This is a genomic window from Mesorhizobium sp. M0563, from assembly GCF_040321065.1.
In the GTDB taxonomy this organism is placed as follows: domain Bacteria; phylum Pseudomonadota; class Alphaproteobacteria; order Rhizobiales; family Rhizobiaceae; genus Mesorhizobium.
The window spans coordinates 120,637-134,262 of record NZ_JAMYQV010000016.1; the positions used below are offsets into that span (position 1 = coordinate 120,637).

The window sequence follows — 13,626 nt, forward strand, 5'->3', positions numbered from 1 at the left end:
CAATTGAAAAGGGCGGCCTTACCAGCGCCGCCCTTTTTGCATGCCGATCATGACCATCTCAGCCACGATCCGTTCAGACGCGACCCGGCGGACGGCCGACACCTGGCGACGCCAGACGTCCTTGCGCCGGTTCTACACCGCGCTCGGCATCGGCTTGCTGCTTGTTGCCATGTGCACAGCCATGTGGTTCGCCGACGAGGCCAATGCCGGACATTTCTTCGATCGGCTGCCGCACATACTGGATTTCCTTAGCTGGCTTGTTCCCAAGGACTGGAATGACGTCTGGCGCGCGCTGTTCGACATCGCATCGCCGCACGACAAAGGCAGCCAGGAGTTCAACTTCCCGCTTGGCCGCGTCTATCTCTGGCGCGGCTTTTATCTACCCGAATATTTCGAGCTGATGCTCACCACGCTCAACGTGGCGCTGGTTTCCACTTTCATCGGCTTCGTCTTTGCGGTGCCCTTCTCCTTCATCGCGGCGCGCAACTTGACGCCCAGTCCGGTGCTCAGGCTCGTCGTCAAGCGCTTCATGGAACTGCTTCGCGCCTTCCCGGAGATCGTCATTGCCGGCCTGTTCGCAGCCATCCTCTCGACCGGCCCGGTCGCAGCCATCATCGCCATCGGCCTGCATTCGATCGGCGCCCTCGGCAAGCTCTTCTACGAGATCAACGAAAACATCGACATGCGCGCCGAAGAAGGCCTGCGCGCCGTCGGCGCCAACTGGTTCGAGCGCATGCGCTTCGCTGCCCTGCCGCAGGTGCTGCCCAATTTCACGTCCTACACGCTGCTCAGGATCGAGATCAATGTCCGCATCTCGACCATCATCGGCGCGGTCGGGGGTGGTGGCATCGGCGAGGAGCTGAAGCTCTCCATCTCGCGCGGCTTCGGCGCCAAGACGCTGGCTCTGGTGCTGCTGTTGTTCACCACCATCTTCCTCGTCGATCAGTTCTCTGCCTGGCTTCGCCGCAAGCTCGTCGGCGAGCAGGCTTTCATGATGGGCGCCTGAGCATGGCCGCAATGACCGCCGATGAGATGCAGTCGATCGAGGAGCGCTTCCCCCATGTGTTCCGGCGGCCCCTGTACAAACGCTTCGGCCCGCTGGTCCTGTTCGCCGGCATCCTGCTCTACCTCGTCTACACCTTGTGGTTCTTCAGCCTGCCGCAAGTTCTGAGGGAATCCCACTGGGAGCGCCTGCCGCTCTTTCTGACGCAATGGATCAGCTACGATCTGCAGCCGGAATTCCGTCTCGATCAGCCTCAGATCACGCCCAAATACCCGCGTTTTTCCGCGCTCGGCGAAGATCCTCATCCCGACTGGGTCATCACCAGTGCGAACGGCTCCTACACCATTCTGATCGACGGCCGGGCCAAATCGGTTACCTTCGACAAGACCGAGGCGATGCTGGTCGCCAATGGCCAGACGGTGCCGGTGTCCTTGGCCAGCGGCAAGCCGGTGATATCCGGCCTGGTGCCGGACTGGATCACCGCACACGACGACGAAATCGTCGCCAGGATGGGCTTTGCCGGCGAGGTCCGCATAACCGTCGATCGCGTCAAGGTCCGCAAGCGCTTCCTCGGCTGGGCGAATTTCGTCTTCGACACACGCTCGCCCTTCTTCGGCAAGTCGCCCGGCGAGGTGGTCTCGTTGCTGATGTCCGGACCCCAGCTCAAGCCGGGCACATCTAACATCACGCTGGCCGCCGACAATATCTGGTACAACGCCCAGTGGCAGCATGGCGATGTCTGGACGAAGCTGTTCCAGACCATCGTAATGGCATTTCTCGGCACCTTGCTCGGCAGCATCGTCGCCTTCCCGCTCGCCTTCTTTGCCGCCCGCAACATCACCCCGAGCGGCGTGATCAGTCAGGTGCTCAAGCGCTTCTTCGATTTCATGCGTTCGGTCGACATGCTGATCTGGGCGCTGTTCTTCACCCGCGCCTTCGGCCCGGGCCCGCTTGCCGGCAGCGCCGCGATCTTCTTCACCGAGATCGGCACGCTCGGCAAAGTCTATTCGGAAGGCCTCGAGAACATCGACGACAAGCCGCGCGAGGGCATCCAGTCGACCGGCGCCAACGGCTTGCTGGTGCAGCGCTATGGCGTGCTGCCGGAAGTGATTCCGGTCTTCATCAGCCAGACGCTCTACCAGTGGGAATCCAACACCAGGGGCGCAACGATCATCGGCGCTGTCGGTGCCGGCGGTATCGGCCTGAAGCTTTGGGAAGCGATGCGCACCAACTCCAACTGGGCCAATGTCTTCTACATGGTGCTCTTGGTCCTGCTCGTCGTTTTCATCTTCGACAACATTTCCAATTTCCTGCGCCGCCGCTTGAGCAGGACGATCCACGACTACAACAGGATCCAGGCCGGCCAGGGGTGACGGCCGCGTTGCGCCGGCGGCAGTTAGGCCGCCTTCTTCCAGCCGCTCCTGATGTGCCTGTAGCCGTCGCGGTAAACAGCTTCCGGGCCTTCGGAAAAGTCGCGCCACACCTTGGTGGCCGCGGCCAAATCCTTCAGCGAGCGGCCGAACGCCTCGATCGTCAGCCAATCGTCATAGTCGCTCTCGCGGATGGCGGAGAAAGTCTCCTTCCAGGGGATGTGACCGCGGCCCGGCACGCCGCGGTCGTTCTCCGAAATGTGGATATGGACGACGTTCTTGCGGTTGCGTGTATAGGCGCCGATCGGGTCGGCCTCTTCGATGTTGGCATGGAAGGTGTCGTACATCGCCTTGATGTGCGGCCGGTCGATCGCGTCGATATGCTCCGACAAATCGTCCATCGTGTTGAGCAGATAGCATTCGAAGCGGTTGAGCGCCTCCAGCCCGATGGTGACGCTCTTGTTGCCGGCATGGTCGCCAATAGCGCGTTGCGAAGCGATCGAACGTTTTTTCTCGGCCGCCGTCGGCCCGCTGCCCGAGAAGGCCCCGAGCGTCGAATGCAACGGGCCGCTCAACGTGTCTGCGCCAAGCGCCTGCGCGCAGTCGATCGCCCATTTCATGTAGTCGATACCGGCCTTGCGCGTCGAGGCATCCGGCGAGATCAGGTTCATCGCCGGATCGCCCATGGCCGAGACGGCGGTGCGTTGCAGCCCGATTCGGTCGAGCAGATCACCGAGCTTCTTGTAGCCGTCCGGCGCGCCGGAGAAGACCGGTATTTCGACGCCGTCGAAGCCGGTCGTCTTGATGTCTCTCAACAGCGGCTCGTGTTTTTTCGACACGGCCGTCGTCCACAACAGCATGCACATGCCGATCTTCATCGACGCCCCTCCCTTCATTCGCTCGATCGCGCCCGAGGAGTGGTAGATTCAGGTCAGGCCGAGCCGAAAATGGTAGGTTCCGAGAACCGGAGCGGAGCGTACTTTTGGTACGTGAGCACCGGAAGCGCAGGAAAACTGCCATTTGCAGGCCGGCCTCACCTGAATATCACCACCCCTTCAAAGCTTCGTCCACGCCCCATTCTTCTTAGACGACTTCACGCAGGCTTCGATGAAGGCCATGCCTTCGACGCCGTCTTGCACGGTTGGGAAGACGACATCCTTAGCCGGCTTGCCGCCCGTCCGGCGCGCCGCACGAATAGCCCGCGCGGCTTCCTGGTAGATGTTGGCGAAACCTTCGAGATAGCCTTCCGGATGCCCTGGCGGGACGCGGCTGACGCGCCCCGCGACGGGGAGCGCGCCGGCGCCATTTCGGGTAATCAACTGCTTCGGCTCGCCGAACGGCGTGTACCAGAGATAGTTCGGGTCGGCCTGCACCCATTCGAGCCCGCCCTTCGAGCCGTAGATACGCAATTTCAGCCCGTTCTCGTGGCCGGGCGCCACCTGGCTGGCCCAGACCATGCCCTTGGCCGGGTGCGACCCGCCGACCGGCTTGAAGCGCAGCAGCACATTGATGTTGTCGTCGAGCAGCCTCCCCGGCACGAAGGCATCGAGATCGGCCGACAACGAATCGAGCTCCAGCCCGGAGACGAAACGGGCAAGGTTATAGGCATGGGTGCCGATATCACCCAGCGCACCGCCCGCACCCGCCTGCTTGGGGTCTGAGCGCCACGCAGCCTGCTTCTGGCCGGTGGCGGCCAGGTCCTCGGTCAGCCAGTCCTGCGGATATTCCAACTGCACGATGCGGATATCGCCGAGCTGCCCCTTGGCCACCATCTCGCGTGCCTGCCGCACCATCGGATAGGCGGTGTAGTTATGCGTCAGCACGAACACTTTGCCGGTCTTTTCGACCAGCGCCGCCAGCTTCTTTGCCTCGGCCAGCGTCGTCGCCAGCGGCTTGTCGCAGATGACGTGGATGCCGGCCTCGAGAAAAGCCTTGGCAGCCGGCACGTGCACATTGTTCGGCGTGACGATGGCGACCACCTCGATGCCGTCCGGCCGCTTGGCCTCCGCCTTGGCCATCTCGGCATAGGAGCCGTAGCTGCGTGCCGGATCGAGCCCAAGCTCGGCCGCCGAGGCCTTGGCGCGCTCCGGATTCGATGACAGCGCGCCGGCGACCAGCACGAACTCGTTGTCCATGCGCGCCGCGATGCGGTGCACCGCGCCGATAAAGGCGCCTTGTCCGCCGCCAACCATGCCGTAGCGGATCGGACCGCCCCCGGTTTCCGCCTTCGATGCGCCGACCATGATTTTCTCCCTCGTTGTCTGAGATACCCCTCCCCTTGAGGGAGGGTGGCCCGAAGGGCCGGGAGGGTCGGTCAATGCCGAGCTCAACCCAGCGACCCCACCCCGATCCGCTGCGCGGATCGACCCTCCCCTCAAGGGGGAGGGAAAGCTGTGTTAGATCCCCATCATCCCGCGCAGCACCTTTTTGTCGGTCGTGCCGCCGGCGAAATCGTCGAATGCCTTTTCCGTAACCCTGATGATATGATGCTGGATGAAGGGAGCGCCCTCGGCAGCACCATCCTCCGGGTGCTTCAGGCAGCATTCCCATTCCAGCACCGCCCATGAATCATAGTTGTATTGGGTAAGCTTGGAGAAGATGCCGCCGAAATCCACCTGTCCGTCGCCGAGCGAGCGGAACCGCCCGGCACGGTTGGTCCAGCTCTGGTAGCCCGAATAGACGCCTTGCCGCCCGGTCGGATTGAACTCGGCATCCTTGACGTGGAACGCCTTGATCCGCTCGTGGTAGATGTCGATGAATTCGAGATAATCGAGCTGCTGCAGCAGGAAGTGCGACGGGTCGTAGTTGATGTTGCAGCGCTTGTGGCCGCCGACCGCATCGAGGAACATCTCGAATGTCGCGCCGTCGAACACGTCCTCGCCCGGATGGATTTCGTAGCCGACATCGACGCCGTTCTCGTCATAGACGTCGAGGATCGGCTTCCAGCGCTTGCCGAGTTCGGCAAATGCTTCCTCGATCAATCCCGCCGGCCGCTGCGGCCACGGGTAGAGGTAAGGGAAGGCCAACGCCCCGCAAAACGACACCGACGCCTTGAGCCCGAGATTCTTCGACGCCTTGGCGCCGAACTTCATCTGCTCGACCGCCCATTGCTGCCTGGCTTTTGGATTGTTGTGCACCGCAGGTGGAGCGAAGCCGTCGAATTGTGCGTCGTAGGCCGGATGCACCGCCACCAGCTGACCCTGCAGATGCGTCGACAGTTCAGTGATCTCGACGCCGGCATCGGCGCAGATGCCCTTCACCTCGTCGCAATAGGCCTTCGACGACGCTGCCTTCTCGAGATCGAACAGCCGGGCGTCCCATGTCGGGATCTGCACGCCCTTGTAGCCCAGACCGGCCGCCCATTTGGTGATCGAGGCCAGCGAGTTGAACGGAGCGGCGTCGCCCGCAAACTGCGCCAGGAACAGACCAGGCCCCTTCATCGTCGTCGGCATCGGCATCTCCCTATGTTTCGCGACCAAGCATAGCGCCGATTGAAAACAGGGCCAGCCTCTTTGGTCTCTTTGCACAGCGCGCTCGGCGCCGCTATTCTGGTATTACCAAATGCCGAAATCTGGTCAAGCCATTTGACGCGCGGCCGCAGTCCTGCAACCATGCCGAGCTGCCCAACATAATTCAACGTAATCAATGCTGTAAGCAAGAGACGGCGCTTGATGGTAGCACTTCTTGCCGTCCAGATGAAATTACTGTAGACCTCCCATCAAGCCCAATTGGTCGAACCAGTTTGCCAAAAAAATGCTGGGAGGCCTTTGGGGAGGAATCATGCAGCGCACTTCGGCAGAGTGCGTCGCAGGCGAACTGGTACAGGCGATTCTGGGAAGGATAGACCATGCATCTTTCGACGCACAATTGGATGCGGGCGGAGCCGCTGGAAACGACGCTCAAGCGCATCAAGAAATTCGGCTATGAGTCGATCGAGATTTCCGGCGAACCCGAACAGTACAAGACCAAGGAAACACGCGCGCTGCTGAACGAGTACGGCATCCGTTGCTGGGGAGCGGTGACGCTGATGCTGGGCGAGCGCAATCTCGCCGCCAAGGACCAGAGCCAGCGCGAGCGCTCGGTGCAATATGTCAAGGACGTGCTGACCATGGTCAGCGAGCTCGACGGCGAGATCATCACGCTGGTTCCCGCCACCGTCGGCAAGGTCGTGCCGGACGGCACCGAGGAAGAGGAATGGAAATGGGTGGTCGACGCCACCCGGGAATGCTTCACCCACGCCAAGAAGGTCGGCGTCAAGATCGCGGTCGAGCCGCTCAACCGCTTCGAAACCTACCTGTTCAACCGCGGCGCCCAGGCACTGGCCCTTGCCGATGCGGTCAGCCCCGAATGCGGCGTCTGCCTCGACGCCTACCACATCCACATGGAAGAATTTAACGTCTATGACGCCATCCGGCAGGTCGGCAAGCGCCTGTACGACTTCCATGTCGCCGACAACAACCGCTTCGCTGCCGGCCTCGGGCAGATCGACTGGCCGAAGATTGTCGGCACGCTGAAGGAGATCGGCTATGACGGCGCGCTGACCAATGAATTCGTCGCCCCAGTCGACCGCACGCCGGCAGCCCCCTATCCCGACATGGTCGAACGCAATCCGGTCGACATCTCGCCAGAGCAGCTGAAATTCATTCAGGACCACGGCTCCAGCGTGCTCACGGAAAAATTCTACACTGACCAGATGCGCATCAATGCGGAAACGCTGCTGCCGCTGATCAAGTAGCCAAGCCGTTTGGAAAGAGCCCTTCCGCCTCACCGCGGCCGGGCCGAGGATGAACATGCGCATCAAGACGGTCCAAGCCTGGTGGGTTCGCATACCGATCGAAGCCGCGAAGCAGCACCGCAGCGACTTCGGTCAGGTGGCGACGTTCGACGCCGCCATCCTGCGCATCGAAACCGACGACGGGCTTGTCGGCTGGGGCGAAGGCAAGAACGCCGCCGGCAGCGCCGGCAGCTACGGCGCCCTTGTCCATTTGCTGAACCATGAGGTCGGGCCGCAGCTGGTCGGCCTCGACCCGGCCGACATCGGCGTCATCTGGGAGATGCTCTACAATGGCGCGCGTCACGACAGCGCCGCCCGCGCCGGCCACGCCATGCCGCAATTGGCGCGACGCGGCATGAGCATCGCCGCTATCAGCGCCGTCGACATCGCATTGTGGGACATTCTCGGCAAATCACTTGGCGTTCCGGTCTGGCGACTGCTCGGCGGCCGCAAGCTGGACCGCATGCCGGCCTATGCTTCCGGCGGCTGGGCCACTGCGGAAGCCATCGGCGATCAGCTGCAATCCTACGTCGCCAAGGGCGGCTTCAAGGCGCTGAAGATGCGCGTCGGCGCCATGGACGGCGCCCCGCACGTCTCCGCCGCCCGCGTCCGCGCTGCAAGACAGGCGCTCGGTCCCGACATCGACCTGATGGTCGACGCGCACGGCACCTACACGGTGGCCGAAGCCAAGCGCTTCATCCATCTCGCTGGCGACCTCGATCTCGCCTGGTTCGAGGAGCCGGTGATCGCCGACGACAAGCGCGGCATGGCTGAGGTGCGCGCCTGCGGCTCGATCCCGATTGCCACCGGCGAGAGTGAGGCGACGCGCTACGCCTTCCGCGATCTCGCCGTACTCAAATCCGCCGATATCTTCCAGCCGGATCCGGCCTTTTGCGGCGGCATCAGCGAGGCGATGAAGATCGGAACCATCGCCAGCGCCTTCAATCTGCGCTTTGCGCCGCACCTTTGGGCGGGCGCGCCCTGCTTTTTTGCCGGGCTGCATGTTTGCGCCGCTTCGCCGGCGAGCTTCACCGTCGAATATTCACTCGGGGCCAACCCGATGATCCACGATCTGATCGAAGAGACTGTCGAAGCAAAGGACGGTATGGTAGCGATCCCTGATAGACCCGGGCTGGGATTCACTATTTCGGAGCGGTTCCTGGAGGCGCACGCGCAACACGGCTGACATGAAAGAAAAGAACCTTCTCGCGGAACTCGCCGCCTACCTGTTCTCCCATTCGGACAAGGAGACGGGCCGCACGCCGTCGGAGCGCGAACTGGCAGAGCATTTCAGCGTCAGCCGCGGTCAGATCCGCGAGGCGCTGGCCATTCTCGAGGCCATGCGCATCGTCGAACGACGGGCGAAGTCCGGCATCTACATCGATACAAAGCAGGCGAGCGTCGAGGCTATGGCGCTGTTCGCCCGCGCCGGCCTGCCGCTCGATCCTGTCCAGATCTACGAGACGGTCGAGTTGCGGAAGATCCACGAGATCAAGGCCGCCGAACTTGCCTGTTCCCGCGCCACCGAGGAGAATTTCGAGCGGCTGCGCGAGATCCTGAAGGCCTCAGAGGATCGCATAGCGGCCGGCGAAGGCCTTGCCAGGGAAGACCGCGAGTTCCACCTCGAGATCGTGCGGGCGACCAAGAACAGTGTGTTCCACAATGTCTGCAGCGTCTACTACATGATGGGCGAGATGCGCCTGCCGATCTATTTCAACGATCCCGAACGCAGCGTGCGCTCGCATGCCGAGCACATCCAGATCTACGAGGCGCTGCTGCGCCGCGACGGCAACCTCGCCCAGGCGCTGATGAGCGCTCATCTGCAAGGCGCCGAAAGCTATTGGAAGGGGCTGATCGAGGGGCGTGAGGCGGAACCGCAAAGCCCAGCGCTCGAAAAGGCCTGAAATGCCCAAGATCCTGTCGACACACAGACTGCACCCCCGTGCCTCTTCCATGCTGACAGGGGCCGGCGAACTCGTCGTTGCCTCCGCTCTCGACGCGGCCACGCTGGCCGCCGAGGCAAGGGACGCCGATGTCATCATTGTTCGCGCTCCGTTGCCTGCGGCGCTTTTCGAAGGCGCGACCAGGCTCAGGGCCGCGATCCGCCACGGCGCCGGGCTGGACATGGTACCGATGGAAGCGGCCAACGCGGCGGGCGTGCTGGTGGCGAACGTTCCGGGAGTGAACGCGCGCTCGGTCGCCGAATATGTGATGTTCGCGGCACTGGCGCTGCTTCGGCGCTTTCGTGTGTTGGACCGCGACTTGCGGGCGAAGGGCTGGCTGGCCGGCCGCGAACACACCGTCATGGCCAATGAGCTTGCCGGCAAGACGATCGGCATTGTCGGCCTCGGCGCAATTGGCCAGGCGGTCGGCCACATCGCCGCCCATGGTTTCGATCTGAATGTGGTGGCAACGACGCGCAGCATGCGGCCGGCGCCGGACAGCGTCGGCTTCTTGTCGATCGATGCGCTCATCGAGCAGAGCGACATCATCGTTCTGTGCTGCCCGCTGACGCCCGAAACGCGGGGGCTGATCAGCCGGGAACGTATCGACCGGATGAAGCCGGATGCGCTGCTGATCAATGTTTCGCGCGGGCCGGTGATCGACGACGACGCGCTGATCGAGGCCCTGCAGAAGGGCCGCATCGGCGGCGCCGCGCTCGACGTTTTTGCGACACAACCGCTGCCGCCCAACCATCCCTACTTCGGCTTCGACAACGTCATCGTCACCCCGCACATGGCCGGGATCACCGAACAGTCGATGATGCGCATGGGCGTCGGCGCGGCTGGCGAAGCCTTGCTGGTGCTGGCCAACAGATTGCCGGTTAATCTGCGCAATCCCGAAGTGGTCGAGCACTACCGGCGGCGGTTCCCTGCCGATTTCTAAAGCGCAGGCTACGCCTCAATTTTCCCGAATTCGCCAGCGACGTTGCCGGTATGGGAAACACCACAAAATTCCTGCTGACCGCCAGTGTCTGCATGGCGGCGGCGCATGCCTTGGCCAACGGACAGGGCAGCTACGTGTTCTGCGACAACGGCTTGCGCTGCGTGATGGCACCCTGTCCATCGAACAGCGCGCTCGACCTCGACACCGGCAAGTTCGTCAAAGGCGTTTCGATCGACATCGATCGCCTGCCGCAGCAAGATCTTTCGGACAAGCTCTATGCCGGCAAGGTCGTTGTTGTCGGCTCGATCGAGAACCGCACCCGGACCTTCAACGGCAAGCGATACACCCTGCCTTGGCTGGTTGCCACCAGCATCGAGCGCACCGCCAAGGACAACGAGCGCGGCCACTGCTCGTCGCGCTGACACGCGCTATCGGATCAATTTGCAAGCAGTGCCTCGACCGCAGCGGCGATCCGCAGCAGGTGGTGGTCATGGCCATTGCGCGCCACCAGCATCAGCCCGGCCGGACGCATCATTCCGGGCATCGGCAGCGAGATGGCTGAAAGATCGAACTGGTTGGCGACCTGCGTGTTGCGCAGCAGAAGGCCTTCCGTCCTGTCGCACAGGGCCTCGTCGCCGGTCATCGAGACGATCGTCGGCGCGGTCATCGGCGTGGTCGGCAGGGCCAGCACGTCGACCGACGCCAGCCGGTCATCCATCGCGGCGGCAAGTGCTGCGCGACGGCGCATTGCTCTGATATAGACCGTGGCCGGAATGGCGGCGGCGCGCGACAATGGCCCGCTTACCCGCGGGTCGACCGGCATCGTCGCTCCCGTCGCCAGCCAGTCGGCATGGATCTCCGCCCCTTCCATTGCCGCGATCGAGGCGCGTTTGGTTGCCGCGCGCAGATCGACAAGCAGGTCGTCGATCGACAACTCCACAAGCCGTGCGCCGCTAAGCTCCATCTTGCGAAGACACCGGTCGAACGTCGTCGCGACCTCTTCCTCCGTATCATCGAACAGCACGCCGCGCGGAATACCGATGCGCAGGCCGTCCAGCGGAAGCGGCAACAGTGCCGCCAGGTTTTCGACCGCCATCACTGCGTCGGCCGCCGCACATTCGGCGACGGTGCGGGCCAGCGGACCGATCGAGTCCAGCGTGGCCGACAGCGGAAACGCACCCGCGAGCGGCACGCGCCGCGCCGTCGGCTTGAAACCGACGACGCCATTCAACGATGCCGGAATGCGCACCGATCCGCCGGTATCGGAACCGATGGAGATTTCGCTGGTGCCTTCGCCGACCGAAACCGCGGCGCCTGAGGACGAGCCGCCCGGAATACGGCGGGCATCACTTGCATTGCCGGGCGTGCCGTAATGCGGATTGACGCCGATCGCGGTGAAGGCGAACTCGGTCATGTTGGTCTTGCCGAGGATGACTGCACCGGCCTGGCGCAACCGTTCCACGACAATGGCATCCCGCAACGCCGGCGCTGCCGTGGCGAGCAGCAGCGAGCCCGCCGTCGTCGGCTCGCCGGCGACATCGAACAGATCCTTGATCGAGGTGATCGCCCCATCGAGCGGCCCGAGCGTGACGCCGGCTTTTCGCCGCGCATCGGCGGCGTCGGCCGCCGCCCGTGCTGCTTCAGGATAGAGCTTTGCGAAAACGCTCTCATCGCCCACGCGAGCAGCAAGACGCGAAACAATTGCTTCCAGGCGATCACGGGCTGATTGCATTTTCGGTGTCGGACTCCGCACGCTTGCAACGTCTTAATGTAGCAGCCACAAACTGGCCGCAGGAGACATAGCCCGGCACGGTCGGGTTTGCACCTGTCGAACCGCACGAGGAAGGCCCGATGCTCTACGAAGGCAGCTGCCACTGCGGCAAGGTCGCGTTCGAGGTCGAAGGCGAGCTGACCGGAGCCGTACGGTGCAATTGCTCGATCTGCACGCGCAAGGGTGCACTGCTATGGGCAGTGCCGCATGAGAGCATGCGGGTGCTTGCCTGGGGCGATGATCTCGGCCGCTACAGCTTCGGCAACCATGTCATCGCCCACCGCTTCTGCCGCAGCTGCGGCATTCACCCCTTCGCCGAGGATGTCGGCGAAGGGAGCGGGCGAAGTGCCTATATCAACATTCATTGCATCGAGGCGTTGGACGTCGCCGCGGTGCCGGTCTTCGACTTCGACGGCCGTTCCGTCTAATGCATGTCGCGCAAAAGTGTGCAGCGGTTTTGTGATAACGACATGCATAAAAAAAAGAATCTAAAGCGCGTCGCATAAGGCCGATCGAGTGCGACGCGCTTTAGGCCTTGGGACCGTCGATCGCCTTGGGGCCAAGTAAGAACGCCGCCAGTGCCGCAAGCAACGTCGCCGCCGCGCAATAGGCGAAGGCGCTGGCAACGCCGGTATTGTCGACCAGCAGGCCGCCGAAGACGGCGCCCAACGCGATGGCGACCTGGAACGTCATGACCATCAGCCCGCCGGCGCTTTCCGCCTGATCGGGGGCGGCTCGCACCAGCCAGGTCTGCAGCCCGACTGGGACGGCGCCGAAGGCAAAGCCCCAGCTGGCCACCGCTATTGCAGCCACGACGGGTGAGCCTCCGACCACCAGCAGCAGGAGCGCCGAAAACGCGATCAGCAGAGGCGCCAGGCTGACGGCTGCCTTGAGGCTGCGTTCCGCCATGAAGCCGCCGGCAAAATTGCCGAAGAAGCCACCAATGCCGTAGGCGAGCAGCACAAGCGAGATCGTCTCGATGTCCAGCGCGGGCACCTTCTCGAGAAACGGGCGGACATAGGTGAAGCCGGCAAAGTGTCCCGAGGCGACCAGCAGCACCACCAGCAGTGCCACCCTGATCATCGGCCGCTTCATCACCTCCAGCAGCGTGCGAAAACCTGCCGTACCTGCCGGCGGCAGCTTCGGAATGGTAGCCACCTGCACGAGCAGCGCTAGCGCGCCGACCACGGCGGCGATCATGAAGGCCGTCCGCCATCCCCAGATGTCGCCGACATAGGCGCCGACCGGAGCCGCACAGACCGTCGCCACCGAAACGCCGGTGAGGATGATCGACATGGCGCGCGGCATCAGCCGCATCGGAACGAGCCGCATCGCCATGGCTGCTGACATCGACCAGAAGCCACCGAGACTAATGCCAAGCATGATACGGGCGATCAGAAGAACGGGAAGCGACGACGCAAACGCGGCTACCAGATTTGACAGCACAAGCAGCACCGTCAGCGCCCACATGACCAGCCTGCGGTCCAGCCGCTTGGTGACAATGGCCATTGTCGGCGCCGCAATCGCGCCAATGACGGCGGTGGCCGTTACCGCCTGCCCTGCGGCGCCTTCGGTGATGCCGAGATCCTGCGCAAGCGGCGTCAGCAGGCTGGCAGGCAGAAATTCCGCGGTCACCAGGCCGAAGACTCCGAGCGCCAAGGAGACCACCGCCCCCCATGCGGGCTCGGATCGTTCGCCGGTTTCCGTCAGGTCGAGAACGGCGTCCATGACGCCTGTCGCGGGTTCGGTCATGAGGGATCTCCGATCTTGTTGCAGCGCAGCATCTGGCTGCAGTGCAACATAGGGAGTGACTGTCCGGAGT

13 protein-coding genes are annotated in these 13,626 nt (G+C 63.3%); 8 read left to right on the top strand and 5 right to left on the bottom strand.

Features of this window, described 5'->3' with window-relative positions:
• The first annotated feature begins 49 nt into the window (after positions 1-49).
• Together phnE (NKI50_RS20565) and phnE (NKI50_RS20570) are read left to right on the top strand one after the other, a co-directional pair.
• Positions 50-1,006: a phosphonate ABC transporter, permease protein PhnE gene (gene phnE / locus NKI50_RS20565; protein WP_031194926.1), complete on the top strand. Its 957-nt coding sequence runs from the start codon at positions 50-52 to the stop codon at positions 1,004-1,006.
• 2 nt (positions 1,007-1,008) lie between these two features.
• Complete coding sequence (gene phnE, locus NKI50_RS20570) at positions 1,009-2,376, top strand: phosphonate ABC transporter, permease protein PhnE (RefSeq protein WP_352642631.1); 1,368 nt, start codon at positions 1,009-1,011, stop codon at positions 2,374-2,376.
• 23 nt (positions 2,377-2,399) lie between these two features.
• Here the strand turns inward: phnE (NKI50_RS20570) and NKI50_RS20575 are convergent, their stop codons facing one another.
• From NKI50_RS20575 to NKI50_RS20585, 3 genes are all read right to left on the bottom strand, one after another.
• Positions 2,400-3,251 carry a sugar phosphate isomerase/epimerase family protein gene (locus NKI50_RS20575; protein ID WP_352483631.1) on the bottom strand — a complete coding sequence of 284 codons (852 nt, stop codon included), beginning with the start codon at positions 3,249-3,251 and terminating at the stop codon, positions 2,400-2,402.
• A gap of 177 nt (positions 3,252-3,428) precedes the next feature.
• A complete protein-coding gene (locus NKI50_RS20580; RefSeq protein ID WP_352495519.1) occupies positions 3,429-4,616 on the bottom strand; it encodes a Gfo/Idh/MocA family protein in 1,188 nt (395 codons plus the stop codon).
• A gap of 153 nt (positions 4,617-4,769) precedes the next feature.
• Positions 4,770-5,825, bottom strand: a complete 1,056-nt coding sequence (locus NKI50_RS20585) for a sugar phosphate isomerase/epimerase family protein (protein WP_031194931.1) — start codon at positions 5,823-5,825, stop codon at positions 4,770-4,772.
• A 395-nt stretch (positions 5,826-6,220) separates the two neighbouring features.
• On the opposite strand from NKI50_RS20585, the gene NKI50_RS20590 reads away from it, so the two are divergent.
• Genes NKI50_RS20590 through NKI50_RS20610 form a run of 5 tightly spaced genes read left to right on the top strand, consistent with a single transcriptional unit; the run spans position 6,221 to position 10,455 of the window.
• A complete protein-coding gene (locus tag NKI50_RS20590; protein ID WP_352495520.1) occupies positions 6,221-7,108 on the top strand; it encodes a sugar phosphate isomerase/epimerase family protein in 888 nt (295 codons plus the stop codon).
• A gap of 55 nt (positions 7,109-7,163) precedes the next feature.
• Positions 7,164-8,333: a mandelate racemase/muconate lactonizing enzyme family protein gene (locus NKI50_RS20595; RefSeq protein WP_352495521.1), complete on the top strand. Its 1,170-nt coding sequence runs from the start codon at positions 7,164-7,166 to the stop codon at positions 8,331-8,333.
• Between the two features lies 1 nt (position 8,334).
• Positions 8,335-9,051: a FadR/GntR family transcriptional regulator gene (locus tag NKI50_RS20600; RefSeq protein WP_352483633.1), complete on the top strand. Its 717-nt coding sequence runs from the start codon at positions 8,335-8,337 to the stop codon at positions 9,049-9,051.
• 1 nt (position 9,052) lies between these two features.
• Positions 9,053-10,033, top strand: a complete 981-nt coding sequence (locus NKI50_RS20605; protein WP_352717437.1) for a hydroxyacid dehydrogenase — start codon at positions 9,053-9,055, stop codon at positions 10,031-10,033.
• Between the two features lie 50 nt (positions 10,034-10,083).
• Entirely contained in the window at positions 10,084-10,455 is a 372-nt protein-coding gene (locus NKI50_RS20610; RefSeq protein WP_352642626.1) for a hypothetical protein, read from the top strand.
• 14 nt (positions 10,456-10,469) lie between these two features.
• Here NKI50_RS20610 and NKI50_RS20615 read toward each other — a convergent pair whose 3' ends face one another.
• A complete protein-coding gene (locus tag NKI50_RS20615) occupies positions 10,470-11,765 on the bottom strand; it encodes an amidase (protein ID WP_352642624.1) in 1,296 nt (431 codons plus the stop codon).
• A gap of 119 nt (positions 11,766-11,884) precedes the next feature.
• Between NKI50_RS20615 and NKI50_RS20620 the strand changes: the two genes are divergently transcribed.
• Positions 11,885-12,232 carry a GFA family protein gene (locus NKI50_RS20620; protein ID WP_352495522.1) on the top strand — a complete coding sequence of 116 codons (348 nt, stop codon included), beginning with the start codon at positions 11,885-11,887 and terminating at the stop codon, positions 12,230-12,232.
• A 100-nt stretch (positions 12,233-12,332) separates the two neighbouring features.
• On the opposite strand, the gene NKI50_RS20625 is transcribed toward NKI50_RS20620, so the two are convergent.
• Entirely contained in the window at positions 12,333-13,556 is a 1,224-nt protein-coding gene (locus tag NKI50_RS20625; protein WP_352483637.1) for an MFS transporter, read from the bottom strand.
• Positions 13,557-13,626: the final 70 nt, after the last annotated feature.